Origin of the sequence: Thiomicrorhabdus indica, assembly GCF_004293625.1 — a bacterium.
GTDB classification, from domain to species: domain Bacteria; phylum Pseudomonadota; class Gammaproteobacteria; order Thiomicrospirales; family Thiomicrospiraceae; genus Thiomicrorhabdus; species Thiomicrorhabdus indica.
In genome coordinates this window covers 595,860-620,646 of the sequence record NZ_CP033040.1, presented here as the reverse complement: position 1 = coordinate 620,646, position 24,787 = coordinate 595,860, and the positions used below count along the sequence as shown (strand labels likewise).

The window sequence follows — 24,787 nt, the reverse complement described above, 5'->3', positions numbered from 1 at the left end:
AAATTAAACTGTCGTTTGTTTCATGTTTAGAGCCTGTTGAAAATTCATATTCAACTCCGACGCAACCTTGTTAGAAGGAATATAACTGAGTAAAGCGCTTAATTATGAATTCTCCACAGACTGGCCCTTAAGTCGTTAGAATATTCCAATTCGTTCTCTCCCCTCTAACTATAATCAACAAAAAGGAAACGACGCTTATGCCAGATGTCGAACAGCTTTCACAAAACTTTGAAAACGTTCAACGGCGAATTATGCAAGCTTGTGAGAAAGCTAACCGGCCGGTTGAAAGTGTGCAGTTGTTGGCGGTGAGTAAAACCAAACCTATCGATGCCGTAAATGCCATTGCAAAGCTCGGGCAAACTGATTTTGGCGAAAACTATCTGCAAGAGTCCTTACAAAAAATCACTGAACGCCCTGATTTGACTTGGCATTTCATTGGCCCGATTCAATCGAACAAGACCAAATCCATTGCTGAGAATTTTGCATGGGTGCACAGTATTGATCGTTTGAAAATCGCTGAGCGTTTGAGTCGCCAAAGGCCAAAAGAGTTACCCCCACTTCATGTGTTATTAGAGGTGAACATTGATAACGAAGCGTCTAAATCAGGGTTTCACCCAGATGAAGCGCAAGATATTTGCGAAAAAGTCTTGGCATTGCCAAATCTTGAACTTAGAGGACTCATGGCAATTCCACAAGCCACCGATAACGTCGAAAAACAACATCATGCTTTTGCACAAATGCACCAATTGCTTGAACACCTACAGAAAAAATTTCCAAACGCACAACTCGACACCTTATCTATGGGCATGTCTGGCGATTTAGAAGCAGCCATTGCCGAAGGTGCGACCATCGTGCGCATCGGCACCGATATTTTTGGCGCTCGAAATTATTCTTAACCTGAAAAGCTCGCCATAAATTCAACACATAAAAAAGCCCAAGTAATTGACTACTCGGGCTTTATCTCCTTTTTGAATTTGAATCGCGACAATTCAAATACCGGAGGTGGTCTGTTAAGGTTTAATTCTTAATCACTTGCCACCTCTCTAATGAATAGAACGACCGGCCGGTTAAAACCTTTAGGTGAATTTATTCAGTTTCTTTAAGATGTTTGTTCGGTTTCATTCACCGGCTTATTCGCACTTTCATTCACCACATCATCCGTCTGAACAGGTTCTTCAACGACGGGTTCATCTTGAGAATTCAATGTTTCATTTCGTAAATTTGCCATTTCTGACAATTTTCCATGAAACTCTTGTACACGTTCAAACCAACCTTTTGGAGAATCTTGTTCTGGAAAGCGTTGCGATGTTACGCCTGCCATCAATTCATTCCATGCACCTTGCGCATCTTCAAACCACTGATCTAGCGATTCGATCGCCTCTTGCCACTTTTGTAAATATTCAGGCAGCTCAGCCACTGTCGCTTTGTCAGGAGTCGCTTCATACTCCGCAGCGGCGGCTTGCTGCTGACGACTCATAGCAACTTGCGTTTGAGTCATGCTCAGCTGCATTCCCTGCAACTGGCCAAAATCGATTTCCATATTCATCGCTTCTTGCAGTGCTTGTTCAATATTTCCACCATAGAATTGGTCAGAGAGTTTATCGACCTGCTCAAACACATCAAACACTGCTTTTAACTCATCTTCATTTAAATCCCCTTCGACACTGAAGGCAAAACGTTCTTCAAATGCGGTCATTTCAAGCGCTTCACGACTCTCGAAATATCGAACTCCCGAAGGATTCTGCTGTCCAGCTACAGCTTCTTTATACGATTGGTATTGTGTATAAAGCTGACGAAAATCAACTGAAACCTGATCACCTTCTTTGGTGGTCAGTTGCAAACTCATAGTTTGACTATAGCCATAAGCTTGCTCTGCTTGACGAATCATGGCCGCACTGATTGAAGACGTATCTTGGGGCACAGAATTTGGGGATTGTGCATTGGAATTAAGCAAAGAACTAATTTTATCATCCGTCGCCGCATGAGCCTTGTCCTTATTGGAATTCGTACCGCCTACAAGACGGTCAATCATTGAATTTGGATTAATTGTCGTTGCCATCGTTTCTCTCCCAAAATCTGCATTGCCTGATGATAACCTAAACACCAAGACTCTTTAACATAATTTTAATAACGGCTGTAAATTCATAAACTTAAGGATTTTTAAGTCATTTTATTTTTAAATTAAAAAAGCATAAATAAAAAAACTGTTGTTTTTTTATGCTGCAAGAGGTCGGGGATTCGCTGAATTTCGCATATAATATTTCCTCATTGAAATCTATGAACACTAAGGTTAGGGTTGTTTTACGGATGAACACCCCTAAATTTGTGAGGAGAAGACTTTATGCAGACGAAAATTTGTTTTATTGGTGCAGGAAACATGGCTCAAAGCCTCATCGGTGGGTTAATTGCCAGTGATTACCCAAAAGACAAATTAATGGCCACAGATCCTAATGCCGATATTCAGAAAATCATCATTGAACAGTTCGGTATTGATTGTATTAGTGATAATCATCAAGCCATTGCACAATCCGACATTGTCGTTTTGGCCGTCAAACCTCAGATTCTTCAAAATGTTTGTCAGAACATTGCCGAATCGATTCAAGCTCAAAAACCATTAATTTTGTCTGTTGCGGCCGGTATCAAATGTGAGGCCATTGAGCGTTGGTTAGGAGGAGACCTTTCCATTGTTCGCACCATGCCAAACACCCCTGCATTGATTCAAACGGGGGCGACAGGTTTATTTGCGAATGACAAAGTAGACGATGAGCAAAAAAGCCAATCTGAGCATATTATGCGTGCAGCGGGGGTCACTCTCTGGGTCAATGACGAAGCGCAGTTAGATGTCGTCACCGCACTTTCTGGAAGTGGTCCAGCTTATTATTTCTTGTTTATGGAAGCTATGGAACAAGCGGCTGTCAAAATGGGTTTAGATGAAAAAAGTGCGCATTTGCTAACCATGCAAACCGCTTTAGGTGCAGCCAAAATGGTCATGGAAAGCCGACAGGATTGTGCAACCCTTCGGAAAAACGTCACCTCACCGAATGGAACAACTGAAAAAGCAATTCAATCGTTTGAGTCTGCCGACATGCGAGGAACTATTGAGACTGCAATGAAACAAGCTCAATTACGTGCTGCTGAACTTGCAGAAGAGTTAGGAGAAGATTAATGGGAACAGGAACTCCACTGACCGACGGTGGTTTATTTTTAATCCAATTTTTGATTGGCATGGTGATTTTCATTCTGATGCTACGCTTTCTACTCCGAGCAACGCACGCTGATTGGCGCCACCCAATTGTTAACTTCACCGCAAAGGTCACTAACCCAATCTGCTTTCCAGTTAACAAGATTTTGCCAGCCAAAGGGCGCTGGGATATTGCCGCGCTTATCACTGCATTTATTATTCAAGCCTTATTTGTATTATTTATTGGCTGGATGACCGGCAAAGAGTTTGGTGCAGTCTTTATTGTGATTGCCTCACTCACCGAAGTTGCCAATCAGTTACTAGACATGATGTTCTGGCTGATTATTATTCAGGTTATACTCAGTTGGGTTTCTCCACAATACAATCCTAATACAGCGATTTTTATTCAAATCACTGAGCCGATTCTGGCACCATTCCGTCGCTTAATTCCTCCTGTCGGAGGAATGGATTTATCGCCAATATTTGCAATTCTAGCCATTAAATTGGCTCAAATTGTTATTGTGGGTTCAATAGTGCAATTTGCACAACCACTTTCAGGTATTGCAGGTTAATCAATGAGTGAACAAATCCAACCAACGCAAGCAGAAATATTCTCTGTCGAAACCCCTCTGGAACTTGCCAGCGGGAATCAATTGCCACGCTATGACTTAATCTACGAAACCTATGGCGAATTGAATGCCGACGCCTCGAATGCAATACTGGTTTGCCATGCTTTAAGTGGTGACCACCATGTGTCTGGTGTGGATTCTGATGGCAAGCCTGGCTGGTGGAATGGCTACATTGGCCCTGGTAAAGCCATTGACACTAATGAATTCTTTGTCGTCTGTTCAAACAATCTTGGAGGCTGTCGCGGCTCAACCGGCCCGACCAGCATTAACCCAGAAACAGGTAAAGTCTATGGTCCAGACTTCCCCATCATGACCTGCAGAGATTGGGTACAAAGCCAAAATGCTTTACGCGAACATCTGGGCATTGAACAATGGGTTGCATTAGTTGGCGGTTCAATGGGTGGCATGCAAGTTTTACAGTGGGCCATTGATTACCCTGAAAAACTAAAGCATGCGATTGTGATTGCTGCCGCACCCAAATTATCTGCACAGAACATCGCATTTAACGAAGTTGCTCGCCGAGCAATTATGTCGGATCCAGAATTTCACGAAGGCCGTTTTATTGAGCACAACACCACACCAAAAGGTGGTTTGGCTTTAGCTCGAATGTTGGGGCACTTAACTTATTTATCCGATGACATGATGGGCATTAAATTTGGCCGAGAACTTCGAGAAGGCAAACTTCAGTACAACTTCGGTGTAGAGTTTCAGGTTGAAAGCTACCTGCGCTATCAAGGTGAAAAATTTGCCACTAAAATGAACTTTGATGCAAATACATACCTACTCATGACCAAAGCACTCGATTATTTTGACCCGGCTTCTGAGTTTGAGGATGACCTAAGTAAGGCATTGGCACAAGCCCAAGCTAAATTTTTGGTGGTTTCATTTACCTCTGACTGGCGCTTCTCTCCAGAACGCTCACATGAAATCGTTAAAGCATTACTTGATAATGATGCCGATGTCAGCTATGCCGAAATCCAATCTGAGCATGGTCACGACGCTTTCTTATTACCTAATGCTCATTACGAAGGTGTCTTTCGAAATTACATGCAGCGCGTTGCGCAAGATGCTCAAGTGAATGGCGATTAAGGAATAAAGAAATGAAAACAATAACGCCAGAATTTAAATTGATTTCTGATTGGATTACACCTAAAAGCCGAGTGCTAGACTTAGGTTGTGGCGATGGTACTTTGCTTGCGCACTTGATTTCACGCCATCAAGTGAATGGCTACGGGATGGAACTCAATCCTGAACATATTGTCGAATCCGTTCAAAAAGGTCTAAATGTGATTCAAAGCGATTTGAATAAACATGAATTGAACCGTTATTTTGATGAAGACTCTTTTGATTTTGTCATTATGACGCAAGCTTTACAAGTCGTTCGTCGTCCTGATGAATTGCTGGATGAAATGCTTCGTATCGGTAAGCAGAGTATTATCACTTTCCCGAACTTTGGTCACTGGAGAAATCGTGCTCAGTTAATGTTTCAAGGCACTATGCCAGAAACAGAAACACTGCCCTATCACTGGTACGACACTCCTAATATCCATATGTGCACTTTCCAAGACTTCGAAAGCCTCTGTGAACAAAAAGGCATTGAGGTCGTAGCACGTACGGTGGTGAATCGAGATCATCGCTCCTCAATTGGAATGCGTCTTGCGCCAAATTGGTTAGGCGAAATCGCACTTTATAAAATTCAAAAAAAGAGCACGTAAAACTTATTGCTGCTTTCCCATAAAAACTCGGCAAAAGAAATATTCCTTGCCGAGTTTAAATTGATAACACTAAGATTCAGACAATGCCTTCTCTTGTGCTTTCCGTTCTTCTATCCAAGCACGCTGTTCAAAATCAACATTCATACAATCGTAGCAATGTTCTTTGAAAATTCCGATTTTTGCGAGCAGCCAATGCATTTTACATCCTAAACAAAAACCAAAAACCGCTTCCAACCACATCAAAGAGAAACAGACAAACACAAATAGTGGAATATAGTCTGGCATATAGTTAGTATCCGTCGGCAAAATTTCACCGCTGAAGACTGCATTCACAAAACGCGCAAAACTGTCAGGGTTAAAGAAAATCAAACACAATATGATTAAAGTTGCGCCAATCATCCAGGCAAAACGTTTGGGTTTTAAGGGCTCCCACTGCGGACGTCGGTTACGAGTCAAAAAAGTGGCTATATGTATCGTTGGCGACAAATACGCGGTTCGCACAAACATCCCTGCGAACATTTCAAACAATCCATAAAACAACACCATGCTTGGAATACTGTATTCAAACACCGTTCTAAAGGCTTGAACGTTATAAATGGTTCGCCACTCTTGGGTCATATCAAACGTTTCCTCGACCAACGTATTCGGTAACACCGTCCAAGTCGGAGCCAATACCGTGGTAAACAGGATAATCACCATATAAACCGGAATCAGTAACATTAAACCGGCACGTAATTGAACAGCATGTCGATTAATAAAAACGATGTCTTCTGATTTATCTCGAAACCATAAATGGTGAAAATGATATTTAAACATAGGCGATTCCTAATAAATTTGAACTAACAGTTGTTAGCTTAAAGTCTATGTATTAAAAATCAATCTGCTTCACCACTAAATTTTCTTTAACGCTATAGATGAAAATTATCTGCCGGCAAGCAACACCTCTGAAAAAGGTATAGGTTTTGCTTATTTGATTGGAAAGTGAATGATAAGTAGTCGACTAAGTAATTTACCGGCCGGTACATTTAATCCCTTGAGGCAGTGACAGCACACCGTCAAATCTCTTACAATCACTAAACAGATAAATGAGTCAAATAGGTAAGCAAGCGTGAATCTTCAAACATGGTTTAATAAAGGCAACAGTCGGCGTTTTCACCGCGTCAACTTGCCAGTACAATGTTTTATCACGCCCAAAGAACCAATCTATCAACGTCAAATTTTTGCATTGGGCATCGACTACTACCCTGTTTCCACACAGCATAGAATTAAAAAACAAAAAATCGAATTAGAAAACCGGCTTGCTCATCTACCTTCAGAAAACAAAAAAATCGTACAGCAGGTTTTCTCTGCGATTGAGCACTATTTTGAGATTTTTTTGGATGCAGTTATTGATGCCTCCCAAGGCAAAGACCCACGACAACAATCAATTCATTGGCATAGCCTTGTCAAAACAACTCAAGGTATTCAAGAAATTGAGGGACTATCGACCAACTCACCCAAGACTTACCAGTATTTAAAGCAAATTACCAAGAAATTCAGTACATTTGTCGCAATTCTGGTAAATTCGATTGAACGTTCGAATATTAATCACTTTTCTGCACCTCAACCTTTGCCAAAACTGGATTTCAAAATTGACCAACTTTGCGAGACGTTAAACCAACCACAATACCACCGTGTGGCTTTAGCGCAATCCATTATCCATTTGAACCATCTTATGGATTTATATATTGAAGTTTTCACAAACTTCTATAATGATCATTTTCTGAAAGATTATCCAAAACTCTGGCCAATGCGCGATGTCAATGTCAGCATTGGAGGAATTGCCTTAAAAAGCCCCAAAAGTTTCGAGTTATTTTCAAGGGTAAGCGTTCATCTATATTTTGAAAACCAAGATATTGTGTTGAATTTTGATGGTTCTGTTGTCAAAGTGGATAAAGAACGCGATAGTGAACGCATTGCCATCAACTTTGAGCTACCGGAATCTTCGCTTCAAGATGAGCTTCAACAACTCATTTATCAGCATGAAGTCGAAGAGACCCTTGCAATAAAACTCCCTTTTTAATGAAGTTTAAAAGACGAGAACGGAATGTTTAGTGAACAAGACAGTCTAGCCACTTCTTTTTTTGATAATTTACCCTTGGCGCATCGAAATGCAGCAATGGAAATTTTCAACTTTGCAAGCCTGAAACAGATGCTAGAAATGCGTCTTGAAGGACCAGATGAAGTCCTAGAAAGACGTTACTCTCTAAAAAAAGAACAATGGACAGAGGTCTTTGATGCGGTCATTCTGACCAAATTGAGCTACTTTAAAGTTCGCTTTGGGTTTCCAACCATTTATCTAGACCGACTGGTGGAGATTGCAGGGTTTTGTCTGGGATTTCCAAATATTGATGCACAGAACTTAGCCTTAATTGTTCAAAGAGAACACCCTGTATTCGCAGACTGGTTAACACAAATTGATGCCGTCAAACGGCAAAATCAATTGTACAAACAGAAAACAACCGGCCGGTAATGATTTTACAATTTACCCCGTGAATTCAAAATCAACAATGCTCAGCTAATGATTTGTTTGCCCCCCCCCTTCTTTCTCAGCACCGCTATGTATCTGACTGTGACTTTTGCCACTCCATAGTTTCGATTAATTCAGCTTTTTGGATAAAAAGATGGATTTGGCTTTGCTCAACTTCAGTTGGCAAAACAAAATCCACCACTGTTTTGAAAGTTCCCATTCTTTGCTCAATCTGATTGAGCACCTTGCCTCGCATCAGCAATATTTTGCCATCCATGTTAAGTAAACAATCCACCAAGCTAAACTTTTCGAAATGATTACGAGTATTGAAAGCAATACCACCAGCACTCAGATTAATTTTGTCGTTTGGCCACAAGCGGATATCTGAGACCTCTTTATGCTCTTCAATCAATAAGTTCATCGACTCAATTTGAACATTAAAGTGAGCGATTAAAGACTCCAAGATTTGAGCCGGTAGAATTTCCCGGCCGGCTAAACTTGAAAGGTTGGTAATATATTTTGTCGAGAAAAAATTTTCTAGCTGCGAGACAGGGAAGAAAAAAATAGTATCGCGAAGCGTATTTCGAATCACATCCAACAGCTCCGAAATCACCCAATCAATTTGGTCATACAACCCTAAAATCAAAGGCGCAATATGAGAGCTTTCAGATAAATTTGGACGCTTTTGTGCTTTATCCAACTTGTATTTTTGTGCAAAGCCGGACTGTAACTTTGGATTTTTGCCCTCAGCAAAATGCTTCAACATCCACGCGATAAACTCAAGTCTCTGCTCTAGTGTTGTAAAGATGGGCAAGGATTTACTCTGAGCAGTCTTCAACTTTCCGATTAGCTGTTCTAGGTTGCGTTGATTTTGAATCGTTGAAAAAGACGGTTCCAGAATAACTTGCAAACGCTCATTCACCTCGACAAAATCCTGTACCGGCAAAATCTTGCATGACATTTGCAAATCATAACGAAAATAACGTCTTACATTTTTAAGCACGCACTAGCTCCTAAAAAAATAGCTCCTAAAAAATTAAAATTCACCTAGGACCTATTGAGTATTCAAAACAAGATTTTTAAATTCAACGGATTAACCGTGCCTTCAACCACTGACCTATTCGTTGAATTTGACTTGGAATTACCTGATGCTGCATGGAATACGTATGCCATTCAACCGAATATCCATTTTGCAAAAGCATCTGTTTGGACCATTCAGCCACCTCTATGGGAATCACAGAATCTTGTTGACCATGCATCATTAAAATCGGCATTTCACTGCGCTCTTGAAACGATTCACCAGTTGGACAATAGGTAGACAAAGCCATAATACCAGCCAATGGTTGCGGATAAGTCAGCCCAGCATGCAAAGCAATTAACCCACCTTGGGAAAAACCTGCCAAGACAATTCGATCTGGCAATATTCCTGATTGAATCTGCTGGTCTATCAACGAAGCAACCATTTGTGCTGAGCGAGCAACACCGGAAACATCAAAATCATTTAATAAATCCAATGAGCGAATATCGTACCAAGATCGCATTTCCATACCACCATTAATCGTAACGGACTGAATCGGCGCATGAGGGAAAATAAAACGAATCGAATGATTCTCAGATAAACCCAATTCGGAAACGATTGGCTCAAAGTCATGGCCATCAGCACCAAGACCGTGCAACCAAATGACTGCTGCATCGGCCGGTAAACTTGGTGATTCAATCAAAATAGGTTCTATAGTTGTTTTCGAAGAATTCGGCATATCAAATTTAAAAATCAAGTATGAATAGGCATTGATTAAGAGTTTTACATTATCGCAAAAACTCAACATTCATGTTGATAATCGCTCTAAAAACTTCGACTTCAAAGCAAGTATCATGCGCCGCATTCTATTCAAGCTTCTGCTAAAATACCCGAAACTTTAGGGGCAATTGAAAACGCATAGCAAATCCCTAATCCCATTCAAAAATATTAAGGCTTGGCATGATGAAAATGTGGAAAGCAACAATTATGGCCATCATTGTGGTGGCAATTACCGGCATCGGTTTAAGCGGTTGCGGCAAAAAAAGCCCTCTAAGCTTACCCGAAAGTTCTCTCGTTGCATCGCAAAACAGTGAATTATCACTATAAAGTCACGCCTTAATTATCAGGAAAACCAGATGTCACAGTTTAATTATCAAAATCAAACATTATTCGCTGAAAACGTTTGCGTGAGCCAACTTGCACAAACATACGGAACACCACTTTATGTTTATTCAAAAACCGAATTTGAACAACGGTGGAAAATGTTTGATGAAGCCTTCGCTGACCAACCCCATCTAGTTTGCTATGCCGTCAAAACAAATTCAAATATTGCTATTTTGAATGTGCTTGCAAAACTTGGTTCAGGATTTGACATTGTTTCCAGAGGGGAACTTGAACGAGTACTGCGTGCCGGTGGCGATCCTAAAAAAGTGGTTTTTTCAGGTGTCGCCAAACAGTCCGTTGAAATTCAACGCGCACTAGAAGTTGGCATTCGTTGTTTTAATATCGAGTCATTCGCCGAACTAGACCGAATTCAAACCGTGGCCAAACAAATGGATATTGTCGCCCCAGTTTCAATTCGGGTGAACCCAGATGTCGATGCACAAACACATCCGTACATTTCGACAGGTCTCAAAGACAACAAGTTTGGTGTTGATATTGAAAAAGCGCCTGAGCTTTATCAAACAGCTGCGAATTACAGTCATATCAATCCCATTGGAATTGATTGTCATATCGGTTCTCAGTTAACGCAAATCGCACCATTTGTTGATGCTTTAGAGCGAGTTCTTAAACTTAAACAACATTTAGCAGACAATGGTATTGAGATTCACCACTTAGATTTAGGTGGTGGACTTGGAATTACCTACACAGATGAAACACCGCCGGAAGTGGCATCTTATATTCAAGCTTTACTGAAAAAACTTGATGATTCATCGGTTGAGGTAATTATTGAACCGGGGCGTGCGATTGCAGGCAATGCTGGAATTTTAGTCACTGAAGTAGAGTATCTAAAACCAACAGATCATAAAAATTTCGCGATTATTGATGCCGCAATGAATGACTTGATTCGTCCAGCCTTGTATCAAGCTTATCAGCGAATTGAGCCGGTAAAACTTCACAGTGACGGTACCAAAGCCAAATGGGATATTGTTGGCCCTGTCTGTGAAACGGGTGATTTTCTAGGAAAGGATCGTGAATTAAACTTACAAGCGGGCGATTTATTAGCTGTTATGTCAGCGGGTGCTTACGGTTTCACTATGGCCTCTAACTACAACACTCGTCCAAGAGCCGCTGAAATCATGGTTCAAGACGATAAGGTTTGGGAAATTCGTCCGAGAGAAACTTATGAAGATCTTATGGGTTCAGAAAAGCTAATTAGTTGACGTTTTTTCAAGAAACTTTGGGATAGAAATGCGCCGCTCATCAAATTGATTTAATTTAATTCGATGAGTTAAGCCCAAAAACTAAACCTTCTTGGGCAATGAACCTGCCAAAAAAATATGCAAATCCGATAATTGCCTAGATTGCGGTAATCGGCTTTGCATTCCCCTCACTCGATAAATATTTACAGGCACATCAGGAGAGATTGAGTGAATATTCACTAAAGCCCCCCATAACGACAGTCCTTCATCGTTTATTTGCTTGCCTGAAGAGCTAGATGACTTTGAATCTTCCAACCAAACGTACAACACTTTCTCTTCACTTGCTTCTAACCACCAAGCATGCTCTTGCAGAAGGCTTAGTATCTGCCAATTCTGCACCCCAACTAAAGGTTTAGGTTGCGTGCTCAATTGCCATGCATCAATTTGCTTTTGCAAAACTCGTTGCACCTGAGCACTCCATTGCAATTGAAAATCCGAGCTTTCACTGTTCAAGCTTTCCGCCAATGTCTTAGCTAAAGGAGCATTGGGCATAGCTTGAAGCATCCATTGTAAATACAGATGATGGACTTGAGAGAGATATAAGCACTGCTTGACTTTTTCGACGGCTGAATCGCCTAAATCTAATTGACTAATGAAGCGAAAAACATCCTCCAACAATGCCACCATACTTTGGCACTGCATTGGCTGACAAGGTTGTTTTGCCAAAGATAAATGTAGCGGGCATCCAATCAGTTCAGGAAAGCGTGATGCTAAGGTTAAAGCCATAGAGTTAATTCTAGGCAAATGTTGTAAAGCACTTAACCGCTTAGGATCTAGAGCGCAGGTTTCGACCTGTTCAATAATCATTGGTGTCACTTGTCGAAGACGCAGGTTTTTCAAGAATTTCAGCGTCTCATCCAAACCCGGCCAACCGAGTTGCTCGACAATCTGTTGACGTTTACCGCTTAATAAAGCCACCATTTCGGGTTCTTGAAGTTTAGAGGTCACCAAACGCCAAGCCAGATACGGAGCATGATCCAGTAACTCTAACAGTTGAGGATATTTACCCACATAATGCAACAGAGTCAACTGATGGCTTGGAAATAGTCGACAAGAATCTGCTACCCAACTGGGAATCTGGCGTAACCAATCATTCGTTTGGGCAATTCTTGGCCAATCCAATGGTTTGAGAAATTCCGGATAATCAGGAATTAATTCATGATCCATCAACATTAAATCCCAGGCAGGTAATTTCAAAACCCCAATTTCGGGGAATATCTTACGCGCATCCACCCACAGAACTTGATCGTATGCTTCCCAAAAACAGAATTTTGCCAATGTTTTTTGTTTGGCATCACTCACTGTTGGCGCAATAACAAACTCAACGGACTGTGGTGGAGTGGAATGTGCTGAAAAGACCATAGAATCGAAAACCAATCAACCTTACCGGCCGGTTACCAGCTGGCACCGACTTTAAAAAATAACGTTTTAATGTATTCAGTTTCTGGGATTGCTGGGTGTACCGGATGGTCTGCGGCTTGATGCCCTTGTGCAAAACACTGTGCTTGACGGTCAATATGACGCGCGGCTGTCTGTACCGATTGCATTAACTGGTCGCGAGACAAGTGATGTGAACAAGATGCTGAAACTAAAATGCCATCCTTTTCCAAAACGCGCATCGCTAACTGATTAATACGCTGATAGGCTTCAAAACCTTTTTTGAAGTCTTTTTTACGCTTAATAAACGCCGGTGGATCAACTATAACCACATCATATTTATGCGCCTCGTTTTTTAAAGCCTTTAACACTTCAAACGCATTACCTTGAATAGTGATGCACTTCTCTGCCAAGCCATTTGCCTGCGCATTGGTATCCACACCATCCAACGCTGTTTCGGATGCATCCACACAGGTAACTTCCTCAGCGCCTGCGGTTAAGGCAGCAACCCCCCAGCCACCAAGATAACTGAAAACATCCAAAACTCGCTTGCCTTTGACCAAGTTTTGCAAGTAACCACGAGAATCTCGGTGATCGTAAAACCAACCAGTTTTTTGCCCTTCAACCACAGGAATGACAAATTTAGTTTGGTTTTCTTCAATCAGAATTTGCTCTGGTAATTCGCCTGTGGCCACTTCTTCATACAGCTCTAAACCTTCAAGTTGTCGGCTCGACAGATCGTTTTTCATGACAATCGCTTGTGGATGATAAAGATTTTCCAGCACCTGTAGAATATCGGCTTTTTTAACTTCCATACCTGCCGTACTGATTTGAACTGAAAACACATCACCAAAACGGTCAACAACCAACCCTGGCAAGCCATCGGCTTCGCCAAAAATCAGACGGTAGTACGGTTTTTGGTAGCTTAATTCACGTAACTGTTGCGCTTCTTGGATGCGTCGTTTCAGGAATTTTTGATTAAACTGCACTTTCGCACTTCGCGACAAAATTCGCGCACAAATCAAACTATTTGGGTTCACATACCCCATTCCCAGAGGTTTACCGTTACTCGCTTCAATCACTACTTCTTGACCGGCTTCAAACTCTTTAAGCGGCGTGACTGAATTATCGACTTCATTGCTGAACACCCAAAGATGCCCTTGCTTAATACGTCGCTCTTCATTTTTCTTTAAACGTAAACTGGGTAGCATTTTCTCTCTCGCTAAAAACAAAAAAGATGAGTGGCAGTCCTTTACCGACTCATCTTTTAAAAAAATAAGGCTCTGGTCTGTTGAATAGACCCTAAACTCTAGCCGTCAATTTGCGCTTGATATTCCTCATCACTCAATAAGTTTTCAAGCTCATCGACATCGTGCGGCGCAATTTTAAATAACCAACCGCCATCATAGGGTTCTTCATTCACCAATTCAGGCTCATCTTCTAAGGCTTCATTAAATTCAATCAATTCACCACTAATCGGTGCAAAAATATCGGAAGCCGATTTTACCGATTCGACTGACATGACCTCATCACCTTGAACCAAATCATCACCTAGCAGTTCAGAAAACGTCACACTCATTAATTCGCCTAACGACTCTTGCGCAAAGTCGGTAATGCCAACGACCGCATTACCGTCTTCATCAATGTACACCCACTCGTGCGTTTCAGCATATTTTAAATGGCTTGGTAATACACTCATACTGGTCTCCTGATTCTAGTTGGCTGAGTCATGACTATTTTCGCCTGCTTGGTGAAATGTTCATAATTTACCGGCCGGTAAATTTTGCAAAATCATAACATGATTGATATGGAAAAACCGTAGCTTTTATTCACTCGCATCCGGACAAATCACATTTCAATTTTATTCTGAAATATAACGAATTAAGAGGCAGGGTAAATTAAGAACTGAGATAACGAGAAAAATTCTCTTTTAGAGTCTGCGAGTTTTGCAACATCTCATGATAACCTTTTACAACCTGATCTCGACCATCTTGTTTCGCTTTATACAAAGCGTTATCTGCGCGTGTCAGCAAGGTATCAGGATTATCCCAAATCGACAACTCAGCCACACCGAAACTTACAGTCATATGCAAACCTTCAACCGGTGAAAACTGAGAACGAATCATAATACGGATTTTCTCCGCTTTTTTTGCGGCATTATCCAATTCGGTCTCTGGCATAATCAAAGCGAATTCTTCCCCTCCACAGCGACACAAAACGTCGGATTCACGAAGCATTGCTCCCACTGATTGGCTCATCCAACGCAAAACGTCATCTGCAGCACCGTGACCATATTCGATGTTAACGTCTTTAAAAGCATCAATATCAAATACAATCAAACTCAGTGGCGCTTCATAACGGTGTGCTCGCTTTACCTCTGACTTTAGTTGTCTATCAAAAGACAAACGATTTCCTATCCCTGTCAAAGCGTCAGTATTGGCAACTTTTATTATTTCATTCTGATATTCAATTTGCTTACTAATATCTTGCAAGGCAACCACATATAAAGGCTCCTTTTGATTTATACGTACCGCCCTGACAGAAAAATAGCACTCGCTATCATCCTTCATAATTTTCACTTTGTGCTGCTCATCAGGGTGGTTTTCAATATAGTCCAACCAAAACTGCCCTTCTTTTTCAAAATGCAATACATCAGGCTCTGGAACAAACTGAGTGTAAATCGAACGATGCGAACGGTTAAACTCATCAAGCGTGCGAATATCTTTAAAAAATCCAAAAAAATGATTATTCGCTTCAAAAACTGTTTCACCATCCGTCACGAATAAAATATCCGAAGCTGAATTAAAAATTTGACGATAGTAATAATGCCTTTTTTCAGCTCGAAACTTAAAACCATACACCATGAGAAACATTAACAGCATGAACAACAAAGCCCCTGCGTTGTAGACAGTTTGTTTCAATAACGTATTAATCTCATCCGTAAATAAAACACTCTGATCATAATGAACTAGCCAGAAACCCAGCACACGATTGAAGTCATTAGTAATCGGTTGACTCAGCCACTGATCCTCACCATTAAAAGACTGCTCCTCTGCTTTTACGAGAGACTCTATATTCAAGCTCAGAAATCGTTGTTGCTGTGGCTCTATATCTCGATTCAACAAATAATAACCGTTAATAAATCCTTCTGCGTCCGCCCTAACGAGTTTACTTCTTAAAGACTTATCCGCAAATAAATAAACCTGACTGTTTTCATTTGGTAGCAATTTGGCCATTGGGTCAAAAGGCGCTATCACTTCCAAAGCGCCGATAAATGCACCTTGATCATCATAAATAGGCACAGTTGATTTCATCGATAGAGTAAATTTTCCAACCGATACGGAACTCGCTGGCTGCAAATCCTCATAAAAATCGCGTAAATCTCGACGGACTTTTAACAAATTATCATTTTTGACCTCTGTCCAACTTCGATAACGGCTTACACCATTCGAATCTAAAACTTGCACCCATAAGTCTGGATAATTAATCGATACACTAAGGCTTGCAATCAATGGTTTTAAATCAACACGGCGTTTCGGGCATTCTTTACATAAAAGGTTTTGAACATCAGACGTTTTAGACAGGGCATGTGCCAAACCCATAAATATTTGGCGCTTTTCTGTGACAAGGTTGTCAATTTCCGATTTTAATTTTGACTGATAAGCTTTTTGTGCATGAAGTTTGATTTGCGTCACCGAATTTTGGGCATTCCACAACACACCCAATAATAAAATTCCGCAAATCACAAGAATACTGACTGAAAGCTTTGGCGCTTCATGAATCGAAAAATTCCGATGACTATTGTCATTCTTCGATGATAAAGAATGGGGAGACTTTAAAGATGTCGGCAAAAAATCAGACCAAAAACGCTTAAATTTCGAATAAGTTTTCTGATTTTTTACCTGAGGTGTTGAAGGCATAAATTCTGTTTCCTTGATACACCCCCCTTTGTTCACCGGCGGTGATTGCGATAAGAAAGCGATTAATTTTTTCTTAAATATATCACCCAATATGAAAAAACCGTAACAAATACCACTTATTTACAAATAGAAAATTTCAATAAAAAGACCCCGGCCGGTAAAGTTTATACACCCCGAAATATTGGATTGAACAGTCTGATTAATTTTTAAATATAGCGTTTTTCAAATGCTTTTTCATCCATTGGTTCAGAGTACAAATACCCTTGATGAATATCGCATCCAAGAGTCAATAAAGCCTGCTTTTGCGCTTGGGTTTCAACACCCAATGCAATCACCTGCATACCTAAGGACTGCAACGATTCAATCAGTGCTTTCACCATTAAATCTGGTTTTTCATCATCAACTAGTAACGCCATCAAATGGCGTTCAATTTTTACCCAGTCAATTGGCATGTTTTTCAGACGAGTCAAAGTACTGAACTCTGCACCGAGATTATCCAGATGAATCTCAACCCCCATTGCATGAAGACTTTGAAGCACTAAAGCTACTTGGTGAGGGTCATTCAACAGTGTATTTTCAATAATTTCGATGGCTATTTGCTCTGCTGCCACCTCATACTCAGCTAATTTATCGGCAAAAAACTCACTAAAATTCGGCCTCAACAGCTGTCTTGCAGACACATTAATGGCCAAGCGTTTTTGGGTGCCGGCAAACTTCCAATCCTTAAGCTTAAGCAAACACTGCTCAATCACCCATGTTCCAAGCTCATCAATTTTCCCATTATTCTCCAACGTCGACAAAAACAGCTCTGGCGCCAATACTCCTCGAGTTGGATGGTTCCATCTTAACAAAGCCTCCACTCCGATGAGTTCGCCTGTTTTAGCAAGTACTTGCGGCTGATAATACAGACAAAATTCGTTATCCAACACCGCGCGATTTAACTCATTTTCCAAGCTGTAAGTATTCAGTGAAGCGCCCATTTCTCGGTCATTGAAAAGCCTACAATTAATACTATCGGATCGTTTAGCATAGTGTTTTGCAATGTCAGCCATTTTCAGAAGATCAGTAGAACTGTGCCCATAATTTGGATGAATCACCGCTCCCATACTTAAAAAAACACTCACAGAACCACTGCTAAACAGTAATTTATCTTCAAATGCATGGAAGATTTTTTGAACCAATGAATTCAGCATTTCCTGATTTTCTACACCCGGCAAAATCAGCGCGAAAACATCCCCTGCTAATCGAGTCACTGAATCAGAACTGCGCACGGTTTCTTTAAGCTTGTGCGCAATTTGCACCAACAATTCATCCCCCATTCTGAAACCGAACGTATCATTAAGTTGCTTAAAGCGATCGACATCGACAAATACCAAAGTAAACGGCGAATGACTAAAGCGGTTGGCCTCAATCAAATTGTCTAATTGTTGTATCAACAAGCGTCGATTCGGAAGGCCTGTCAACGAGTCGTGCAACGCTTGATAGCTCATTTCTGCCTGAGCGGCTTTAATGTCACTGACATCATTCATCAGCACCATAAACGCTTTTTCACCTTGCCACACGGTTTCTGTATAGATTAATTCAGCAACCCCTGAGGAACCATCAGCCGTGAGAATTTCAAATTCATGGTGCTTTGTCTCACTCAAACTAGATGGTACGCCAAACTCACTGCCCACGAGTTCTTTACTTGACACATTCATAAGACTTTCAACAGCATGGTTACAATACTGCACCAAACCATGAGAATCCAAAATCAGTACCCCTGACTGATTCTGGTTCAAAACACTTTCCAAATATTGACGCGTTCCGTTGAAGAATGGTTGCGCGCCTTCAAGGACAGAAACATTTTGTGCGACACACAGAAAAAACGCTTCATTTAAAAGCACATTTTCGACATAAGAAAAATGAAAATGATAATTTTCAAAAGGCCCTTGATGCATAGGTGAAACCCGATAATCAAAATGTGACGGCCGGTCCTCTCGCATCAACTCATTCAATTCCAAAACCAATTCTGTCCGTTCATCTTCTGCAAAACAGAGTTTCAGCCATTCAATCTGATGCGCACTAATGTCTTCAAGCGGTAATTTTTCAACATTTTCTGCGCCACATAGACCTTTATACTCCTCCCCTTTTGTCAGCAAAGCGCAACTTTTGGAATTCACGGTTTGCAACTTAAATTCTGTATCAAACGTAAATACCGCTTGATCACTCTGTTCAATGTAGGTCTGCGCGAGGAATATCGCTTGATGATAAGACTTTTCAAGTAATTTTTTTTCCGACTGATCATTGAAATTCATAGCTATCAGCCACTTGCCTTTGCGCTGCAAAGCACTTAGACGAAGAGAAGCGCTTTTGATGCTGCTATCTGCAGCAACCAATTTCGCAGAAAACTCATCCAAAAAAATGGGACTTTGGGTCGCTTCATTCAAAGTATCCATCATTTGATGAATGCGATTACGATCCTTTACATCGCTAAACAAATGGTACGCATTCAACCGATCAACTGTTGAATACTCTTTACCCCAAAACCGTAAGGCATGAGGGTTGATATACTCGATATGCCCTGAAAAAGAAAAAATTACTACACCATCGTTCGAGGCATCACTTAATATTTGAAAGCGCTCCTGTTGATAAGTAAGAGTTTGATTTGCCAATTCCAACTCTGCAATCACATCATCCCGCCTAGCAATTTCATCATGGAGTTTACGCTGCTTGGTCGTTCCCATTAGAGCATTTCGATTTAAAAGGCTTGCCATTAAAATCACACCCAGTAAGAGCGCAATAAAAAATAAAGCCCATTCTTGATATTGTTCTAACCAAACCTTGAAACTTATCTCGGTTTCGGTGTTGTAAGGCGTGACGTTAAATTGTTTCAATAATGTCATTATTGGCTGATAAGTCTGCGAAATCGACCAGCTAAAACGGTCGTCAACTTTTGCAAAGCTGTCTCGACCAACAACGCCACTTTTCCATGCCAAAAGTTCGATAAGCACTTTTTCTGCTTCGATAACTGGAATATGTTTTAAAGCGGCAAAAGGCCATTCTGGATATAGTTTCGTCGTCAGTAATAACTGGTAATTTGGAGTATCCGGGAGACGAAAAGTTTCAACCATCGATTCTTTTTGCATTGATTCCAGAATGCCGGTTCGAACCATGCCAACTTTTTTTTCACCGGCCAATACGGCATTTACAACATCTCGATGCGAATGATAGAAAGTAATCCTTCGGTCATTCAAATCAATATTAAAACGATCTTTAAAGAACTTTTTCTGAACTAAGTAACCACCTAACGAAAAGGGAGCAACTGCAGCCACTTCTTCTTGATGAAGTTTGATTGTATCTTCAACATCAACACCAAATTGGCTAAAGACTACTCCACCAAACTTTGACACATCGGCGTGCAAGGTATGCTTTACCAAAGTGGCAATCGCATAGGTTTGGTATTTTTGTTCTGAAATAGCATAGAAAGCGGGGTTTGCAATGAGAAAATCAATTTTGGCGTTTTCAATAGCCGGCAAGATTTCATCAAAATCCAACGGCTTCACTTCAAACCCGAAGTTAGGCATCTGCACATTCAGATAATCCGCTAAGGGTTGCCACTGTTCTTGTGCCTCCTCAATGGAATTCAATGCCAACACCCCAATGACGTAAGGCATGGTTTTTGCCTCCGAAATCGTCTGAACTTGAACAGCCTTAGCAGTTGGAGTAGACATTTGCGAAGTGGCATCAGACTCAGCAACTTGCATAGGTGCCCCTTGAACTGCGCCCGCTAGCAACCATAGGCTCATTAACCAAACGGTTAATAGCGGCCATACTGACGATTTGTTACTGGAAACTCTTTGCTGCTCCATAAACCTTACTTTTATCCCATTCACACTCAATTCAAGCGTCTAAATGATTTCAGCACCATTCGCATTACTAATGGTCAAAAACACATCATGTAATTTAGCAATATCCACTAAAATTTTTTGCACGGGCTCAGGAAACTCACGCATAAGCATTGGTGTTGCAAACACTTGATTTTCCATCGCTTTTTCTGGCGTTGACAAAACATCAATCACTTCAAAAACATAGTCTTTTTCAAAATTATCAGCCAGACTTTTCTCGAATTCTTGAATCAATTGCTCATGCTGTTTGGGGTTCACCACAAATAATTTTAATTCTATTTTCTTACTCATAATTCTTTCTCTTTTCAACAGGTGTTTAAACGAAACAACTCATCGAGTGTCTTTTTATTTTTAACCGGCCGGTAAAATTGTCGAAACAATCGTTTGAATTTGATCCATAGACATGGGTTTAGCGGCTACTTCAAAAGCAATGTTTTCCTCTTGAAGCGCGTGTAACTGCTCAAAAAACATCTTGGCAAACGCCGTCACCACGTAGATGGGAACTTCTGGATGGAGTTCACGAATGGCTTTAATGGCATCAACACCATTCATGACAGGCATATTTAAGTCAATAAACACCAAATCGGGTTTGATTTGTTCGGCTAGTTTCACGCCCTCAAGGCCATTTTCCGCTTCATAAACCTCAAGATGGTCAAAATCTTCTAACGCTAAAACAAATGAATCTCGAATTGAGCGCTCATCATCAATGGTAAATACATGCTTAGTCATCAGCTACCCCTCATCAACTTTTTGTAACCCTAATATAAATTTCGTTCCAGATTCCGAGGTCGATAAAAGCTTTAGCTCAGCATTCATGGTAGTTGCCATTTCTTTGGAAATACTCAACCCCAACCCCGTTCCCTGGCCAACCGGTTTGGTGGTAAAAAACGGATCGAAGATTTGTTCCTGAACCTTCTTAGGAATGCCACCACCATTATCAATGATGCACAATCCTTCTTGCTCCTTCTCATGAAGCCAGACAACACTCAAAACAGGTTTTTCCTCACTTTGTATCGCATCTCGAGCATTCCCAAGCAAGTTGACCAGCACTTGCTTCAGTAAATCTTCATTTGCTCGAACTCGGAGCTTGTCTGGCACCTGAAGGTCGATATGAATGCCTAGTTTCTTAAAAGAGCCTTCAAATAATTCAATAACCTGCTCAATAATTGGCAATAACTCAATGACTCTCATTTCAACATCTTGCTTGCTTCGCGAAAAAATCAACATGTTTTTCACCAAACTCTGGACTCGGCTGACTTCATCTTGCGCTCTTAAGAGCATTTTCTTCGCTTTCTCATCCTCGCAGCGTTTTTGCGAATATTGAATGTAATTCATGATTCCCATCAAAGGGTTATTCAATTCATGTGCCACACCACCGACCATCGTTCCCATTGCAGAAAGCTTTTCCATTTGGACCATTTGTGCTTGATTTCGTTGTAAATCTTGCAACAATTTTCGCGCTTCGGTCTCGGCATGGATTCTAGCTTCAATTTCCACTTCCAAGTCTTCTCTGCTTGCCATCTCTTTTAATAATCGGGTACGTAAATTATTCAGGGTCGAGACCAGTTGATTGATTTCCAATAAAGGCGTTTCTTCAATGGATTTTTTAAATTTATGATCAATCATTCTGCGAGCAGAATCTGAAACTTGCTGCAATGCACCAATTAGTTGCCAACGTAATTTTTTGAGAGTCATTAGTGGCAGCACCAACATCACCAATAAGAAAAAACCTAAAACAATCATAAATAACTGAGCACTATCTTTAAACTCTTGTTGTGCTTGTCCAGTAATTCGATTCACTTCGGCATCCATGCCATAAATCTTTGCCATCACTCCATCATAGGACGAACGCTGAATGTTTTGCTTCGATAGATGGTTATTAAAAATGTGATAGCGTTTTAATAAAAACCGAATATCCGATAAATACACCAGCAAAAGATCACTGTCCGCTTCAGAGATGGCAAACCGTGATTGATATAACGTTTGCTTTAGATTGCTAGCCGCATCTTCAAGTTGCTTTTGAAACCGTCCTGTATCGTTAACTAAGCGTTCATTGGCCAGTAAAATCAACGCCGTCGTATCCTGACTCAAATTCAAATTAAACTCATTCATCTGATAAAGTTTTTGAGTTTGCTGATACAGTGCGATGGTTACAAAACCTAACGCAACCGTTACCAAACTAATCAACAACACCCAAAACCGAAAAATACTATTCAGACTTCTGCCGTTCATAGACCACCATCACTGCATAAGGGTTCACTTTGGACATCACATCTACATGAACATAATCTGATAAATCAAATACCTCCAAGTCGACTTTACGATCATCTAACCCTAAATCCGTTAAAAAATTCCGCCATTGAATCTCTGATTCAATCGTATTGATTAACCCTTGATGTAACCCCAGTTGCAAATTGCTTGGTCGCCAAAGCGCGCGAGCTTCAGGAATTGATATCGAAAGATATTCCGCCAAAATTTCGATGGATTCCTGAGGGTTTGTAATCGCAAAATTTCTCGCCTCAAACAAAGCTTGAAGATAACGTTCGAGTTGAACATTTTTCTGTTGCAACGTTTCCTCTCGGGTAATGGCCACTCCAAACTGATGATAAATTCCCGGCATGGAAAAAATATTCACTTCGCCATCCAGCAAGGCCTCTGCTTGAGAGACATAAGGCTCACGCATGCTAAACGCATCAATTTCACCATTTGCTAAGGCTTGCGGTAGCTCTTCTGCTGGATAAAATTTCAACGTAAAATCCGAACGGGGTATCTCAAAAGCATTGTAAATTCGATGGAAAAAATAATGCACTGCCGAGCTTTTTTGTGTGCCGATGACTTTCCCTGCAATCTGGTCAATCGAATTAAAACCGACCCCCCACCGGGTCACAATGCGGTTCACATTGTCAGCGCCATAAAGACTCGCAAAAATTCGTAAATCAGGATTTTCATCTAAGGCAAATACAAAAGGGACTTCAGCAGTTGTCGCAATATCATAGTCGTGTTTTAGAAAACCATCATGGATAGCCCGTTTCCCAGAAGGAAAAAAATCAACTTGAATATCTAGCCCGTGTTTTTTAAAGTAACCTTTTTCATACGCGATAAAATTCAGAGCATTATCGGGCTGACTGGCAAACGCGGCCTTTAATGGCAAGGGATCTTGAGACTCAGTACACCCCGCCAAGAAGGCTGAAAACACCAATAAAAATAGCACGCCTAACCCTGTCATTTTCTTACCGGCCGGTACTCTTTTTATTATTGCCGGTGAACTCGTAAGACTCCTCATAAGCCTCCCAAAGCGCGTTAAAAACGCCCTATAAACAGTTTCATTTCGCAAAACGCTTAACAATGGCCGCTTGCAACAATCAAGAATCATATAAGTATAATTATTTAGTCGATTTTTAAGAATATCATAAATCGAAGTTCACAGACGTTTACCGCCTAAATTGAGTGCCACTTTCACCTGAAAGTTGTTTACAATCAAACCTCAAACCAAACCTTGTGGACAAGTCGATTTATGCGCGTTAAGTTGAGCACACCATTGACCACAAGTTTTGCCTCATAATAAGGTGTGACTAAACGAATTAGGGAATCATTATGAAAGACGGCAAACTGCGAAATGCATTGCTTTTGCAACTGGTCGAAAATGCACAGGATGGAATTGTTGTGGCCGAAAAAGAAGGTCGCGATACCATTTTAATTTATGTAAACCCGGCTTTTGAGAAACTAACCGGTTACCGTGCAGATGAAATTCTTTACCAAGACTGTCGTTTTTTGCAGGGAGAAGACACTCAACAAGAATCGATTAAATTGATCCGAAGTGCGATTGACGACCAAGCTCCAATTCGAACTATTTTGAAAAACTACCGCAAAGATGGTTCGGTTTTTTGGAACGAATTAAGCGTGACGCCTTTTTATGATGAACTAGATGAAATCACCTACTACATTGGCATTCAGAAAGATGTAACCGAGGAAGTCGAGCTACGTAATGCTTTAGAAGCGGCACAAAAAAGAATTGCTGAACTGGAAAGTAACTCGTAGAACAGGTTTTCACTGTTCCAAATAACGTTCAAAAAAATGACGAGACTCACAGATAATTTGCAAACTGTATCTCGTTGTTTTCGATATCGC

The 24,787-nt window shown here is 40.8% G+C and carries 23 protein-coding genes; 10 read left to right on the top strand and 13 right to left on the bottom strand.

The genetic code is table 11. The annotated features are described in order from the left end of the window. Positions 1-197 precede the first annotated feature (197 nt). The gene (locus D9T12_RS02525) at positions 198-896 is read left to right on the top strand and encodes a YggS family pyridoxal phosphate-dependent enzyme (protein ID WP_130536702.1); all 699 of its coding nucleotides are present in this window, start codon (positions 198-200) and stop codon (positions 894-896) included. 203 nt (positions 897-1,099) lie between these two features. On the opposite strand, the gene D9T12_RS02520 is transcribed toward D9T12_RS02525, so the two are convergent. Next, positions 1,100-2,059, bottom strand: coding sequence for a hypothetical protein (locus D9T12_RS02520; protein ID WP_130536701.1), 960 nt, complete (start codon positions 2,057-2,059; stop codon positions 1,100-1,102). Between the two features lie 282 nt (positions 2,060-2,341). Here D9T12_RS02520 and proC point away from each other — a divergent pair, with 282 nt between their 5' ends. Genes proC through metW form a run of 4 tightly spaced genes read left to right on the top strand, consistent with a single transcriptional unit; the run spans position 2,342 to position 5,525 of the window. Continuing rightward, positions 2,342-3,166 carry a pyrroline-5-carboxylate reductase gene (gene proC, locus D9T12_RS02515; RefSeq protein ID WP_130536700.1) on the top strand — a complete coding sequence of 275 codons (825 nt, stop codon included), beginning with the start codon at positions 2,342-2,344 and terminating at the stop codon, positions 3,164-3,166. Beyond that, positions 3,166-3,753 (top strand): YggT family protein, encoded by a 588-nt coding sequence (locus D9T12_RS02510; protein WP_130536699.1) that lies wholly within the window; start codon positions 3,166-3,168, stop codon positions 3,751-3,753. The genes proC and D9T12_RS02510 overlap by 1 nt, the downstream gene beginning before the upstream one ends. A gap of 3 nt (positions 3,754-3,756) precedes the next feature. Beyond that, the gene (gene metX / locus D9T12_RS02505) at positions 3,757-4,899 is read left to right on the top strand and encodes a homoserine O-succinyltransferase MetX (protein ID WP_130536698.1); all 1,143 of its coding nucleotides are present in this window, start codon (positions 3,757-3,759) and stop codon (positions 4,897-4,899) included. 11 nt (positions 4,900-4,910) lie between these two features. Next, positions 4,911-5,525: a methionine biosynthesis protein MetW gene (gene metW, locus D9T12_RS02500; protein ID WP_130536697.1), complete on the top strand. Its 615-nt coding sequence runs from the start codon at positions 4,911-4,913 to the stop codon at positions 5,523-5,525. A 69-nt stretch (positions 5,526-5,594) separates the two neighbouring features. Here metW and D9T12_RS02495 read toward each other — a convergent pair whose 3' ends face one another. Then, positions 5,595-6,341 carry a DUF4395 domain-containing protein gene (locus tag D9T12_RS02495; protein ID WP_130536696.1) on the bottom strand — a complete coding sequence of 249 codons (747 nt, stop codon included), beginning with the start codon at positions 6,339-6,341 and terminating at the stop codon, positions 5,595-5,597. Between the two features lie 292 nt (positions 6,342-6,633). Here D9T12_RS02495 and D9T12_RS02490 point away from each other — a divergent pair, with 292 nt between their 5' ends. After that, complete coding sequence (locus tag D9T12_RS02490; protein WP_130536695.1) at positions 6,634-7,587, top strand: PilZ domain-containing protein; 954 nt, start codon at positions 6,634-6,636, stop codon at positions 7,585-7,587. A gap of 24 nt (positions 7,588-7,611) precedes the next feature. Beyond that, a complete protein-coding gene (locus D9T12_RS02485) occupies positions 7,612-8,037 on the top strand; it encodes a hypothetical protein (protein WP_130536694.1) in 426 nt (141 codons plus the stop codon). A gap of 85 nt (positions 8,038-8,122) precedes the next feature. Here D9T12_RS02485 and D9T12_RS02480 read toward each other — a convergent pair whose 3' ends face one another. Next, complete coding sequence (locus tag D9T12_RS02480; protein WP_130536693.1) at positions 8,123-9,037, bottom strand: hypothetical protein; 915 nt, start codon at positions 9,035-9,037, stop codon at positions 8,123-8,125. An 82-nt stretch (positions 9,038-9,119) separates the two neighbouring features. After that, the gene (locus D9T12_RS02475; RefSeq protein ID WP_240693215.1) at positions 9,120-9,755 is read right to left on the bottom strand and encodes an alpha/beta hydrolase; all 636 of its coding nucleotides are present in this window, start codon (positions 9,753-9,755) and stop codon (positions 9,120-9,122) included. A 266-nt stretch (positions 9,756-10,021) separates the two neighbouring features. Here D9T12_RS02475 and D9T12_RS02470 point away from each other — a divergent pair, with 266 nt between their 5' ends. Together D9T12_RS02470 and lysA are read left to right on the top strand one after the other, a co-directional pair. Then, positions 10,022-10,159, top strand: a complete 138-nt coding sequence (locus D9T12_RS02470) for a lipoprotein (RefSeq protein ID WP_165395021.1) — start codon at positions 10,022-10,024, stop codon at positions 10,157-10,159. A 29-nt stretch (positions 10,160-10,188) separates the two neighbouring features. Beyond that, entirely contained in the window at positions 10,189-11,436 is a 1,248-nt protein-coding gene (gene lysA / locus D9T12_RS02465) for a diaminopimelate decarboxylase (RefSeq protein ID WP_130536690.1), read from the top strand. Between the two features lie 81 nt (positions 11,437-11,517). On the opposite strand, the gene D9T12_RS02460 is transcribed toward lysA, so the two are convergent. The 9 genes from D9T12_RS02460 to D9T12_RS02420 all read right to left on the bottom strand — a co-directional run bounded on the left by D9T12_RS02460 (position 11,518) and on the right by D9T12_RS02420 (position 23,942). Beyond that, positions 11,518-12,837, bottom strand: coding sequence for a hypothetical protein (locus D9T12_RS02460; RefSeq protein WP_240693214.1), 1,320 nt, complete (start codon positions 12,835-12,837; stop codon positions 11,518-11,520). A gap of 32 nt (positions 12,838-12,869) precedes the next feature. Then, a complete protein-coding gene (locus D9T12_RS02455; protein ID WP_130536689.1) occupies positions 12,870-14,063 on the bottom strand; it encodes a class I SAM-dependent rRNA methyltransferase in 1,194 nt (397 codons plus the stop codon). Between the two features lie 98 nt (positions 14,064-14,161). Next, the gene (gene gcvH / locus D9T12_RS02450; protein ID WP_130536688.1) at positions 14,162-14,551 is read right to left on the bottom strand and encodes a glycine cleavage system protein GcvH; all 390 of its coding nucleotides are present in this window, start codon (positions 14,549-14,551) and stop codon (positions 14,162-14,164) included. A gap of 199 nt (positions 14,552-14,750) precedes the next feature. Further along, positions 14,751-16,772: a sensor domain-containing diguanylate cyclase gene (locus D9T12_RS02445; protein ID WP_130536687.1), complete on the bottom strand. Its 2,022-nt coding sequence runs from the start codon at positions 16,770-16,772 to the stop codon at positions 14,751-14,753. Positions 16,773-16,978: 206 nt separating this feature from the next. Beyond that, the gene (locus D9T12_RS02440) at positions 16,979-20,623 is read right to left on the bottom strand and encodes an EAL domain-containing protein (protein ID WP_130536686.1); all 3,645 of its coding nucleotides are present in this window, start codon (positions 20,621-20,623) and stop codon (positions 16,979-16,981) included. Positions 20,624-20,662: 39 nt separating this feature from the next. After that, complete coding sequence (locus tag D9T12_RS02435; RefSeq protein ID WP_130536685.1) at positions 20,663-20,950, bottom strand: circadian clock KaiB family protein; 288 nt, start codon at positions 20,948-20,950, stop codon at positions 20,663-20,665. A gap of 60 nt (positions 20,951-21,010) precedes the next feature. Continuing rightward, complete coding sequence (locus D9T12_RS02430) at positions 21,011-21,388, bottom strand: response regulator transcription factor (protein WP_130536684.1); 378 nt, start codon at positions 21,386-21,388, stop codon at positions 21,011-21,013. Positions 21,389-21,391: 3 nt separating this feature from the next. After that, the gene (locus D9T12_RS02425; RefSeq protein WP_130536683.1) at positions 21,392-22,891 is read right to left on the bottom strand and encodes a sensor histidine kinase; all 1,500 of its coding nucleotides are present in this window, start codon (positions 22,889-22,891) and stop codon (positions 21,392-21,394) included. Then, positions 22,869-23,942, bottom strand: coding sequence for an ABC transporter substrate-binding protein (locus tag D9T12_RS02420; protein ID WP_165395020.1), 1,074 nt, complete (start codon positions 23,940-23,942; stop codon positions 22,869-22,871). Before D9T12_RS02420 ends, D9T12_RS02425 begins: the two co-directional genes overlap by 23 nt. A 311-nt stretch (positions 23,943-24,253) precedes the next feature. On the opposite strand from D9T12_RS02420, the gene D9T12_RS02415 reads away from it, so the two are divergent. Next, complete coding sequence (locus tag D9T12_RS02415) at positions 24,254-24,697, top strand: PAS domain S-box protein (protein ID WP_206199121.1); 444 nt, start codon at positions 24,254-24,256, stop codon at positions 24,695-24,697. Positions 24,698-24,787: the final 90 nt, after the last annotated feature.

Coding starts and splice junctions, on each gene's coding strand:
- D9T12_RS02525 (WP_130536702.1), top strand. CDS start 198: ATGCCAGATGTCGAACAGCTTTCACAAAACTTTGAAAACGTTCAACGG.
- D9T12_RS02520 (WP_130536701.1), bottom strand. CDS start 2,059: ATGGCAACGACAATTAATCCAAATTCAATGATTGACCGTCTTGTAGGC.
- proC (WP_130536700.1), top strand. CDS start 2,342: ATGCAGACGAAAATTTGTTTTATTGGTGCAGGAAACATGGCTCAAAGC.
- D9T12_RS02510 (WP_130536699.1), top strand. CDS start 3,166: ATGGGAACAGGAACTCCACTGACCGACGGTGGTTTATTTTTAATCCAA.
- metX (WP_130536698.1), top strand. CDS start 3,757: ATGAGTGAACAAATCCAACCAACGCAAGCAGAAATATTCTCTGTCGAA.
- metW (WP_130536697.1), top strand. CDS start 4,911: ATGAAAACAATAACGCCAGAATTTAAATTGATTTCTGATTGGATTACA.
- D9T12_RS02495 (WP_130536696.1), bottom strand. CDS start 6,341: ATGTTTAAATATCATTTTCACCATTTATGGTTTCGAGATAAATCAGAA.
- D9T12_RS02485 (WP_130536694.1), top strand. CDS start 7,612: ATGTTTAGTGAACAAGACAGTCTAGCCACTTCTTTTTTTGATAATTTA.
- D9T12_RS02470 (WP_165395021.1), top strand. CDS start 10,022: ATGTGGAAAGCAACAATTATGGCCATCATTGTGGTGGCAATTACCGGC.
- lysA (WP_130536690.1), top strand. CDS start 10,189: ATGTCACAGTTTAATTATCAAAATCAAACATTATTCGCTGAAAACGTT.
- D9T12_RS02460 (WP_240693214.1), bottom strand. CDS start 12,837: ATGGTCTTTTCAGCACATTCCACTCCACCACAGTCCGTTGAGTTTGTT.
- D9T12_RS02455 (WP_130536689.1), bottom strand. CDS start 14,063: ATGCTACCCAGTTTACGTTTAAAGAAAAATGAAGAGCGACGTATTAAG.
- gcvH (WP_130536688.1), bottom strand. CDS start 14,551: ATGAGTGTATTACCAAGCCATTTAAAATATGCTGAAACGCACGAGTGG.
- D9T12_RS02445 (WP_130536687.1), bottom strand. CDS start 16,772: ATGCCTTCAACACCTCAGGTAAAAAATCAGAAAACTTATTCGAAATTT.
- D9T12_RS02440 (WP_130536686.1), bottom strand. CDS start 20,623: ATGGAGCAGCAAAGAGTTTCCAGTAACAAATCGTCAGTATGGCCGCTA.
- D9T12_RS02435 (WP_130536685.1), bottom strand. CDS start 20,950: ATGAGTAAGAAAATAGAATTAAAATTATTTGTGGTGAACCCCAAACAG.
- D9T12_RS02430 (WP_130536684.1), bottom strand. CDS start 21,388: ATGACTAAGCATGTATTTACCATTGATGATGAGCGCTCAATTCGAGAT.
- D9T12_RS02425 (WP_130536683.1), bottom strand. CDS start 22,891: ATGAACGGCAGAAGTCTGAATAGTATTTTTCGGTTTTGGGTGTTGTTG.
- D9T12_RS02420 (WP_165395020.1), bottom strand. CDS start 23,942: ATGAGGAGTCTTACGAGTTCACCGGCAATAATAAAAAGAGTACCGGCC.
- D9T12_RS02415 (WP_206199121.1), top strand. CDS start 24,254: ATGAAAGACGGCAAACTGCGAAATGCATTGCTTTTGCAACTGGTCGAA.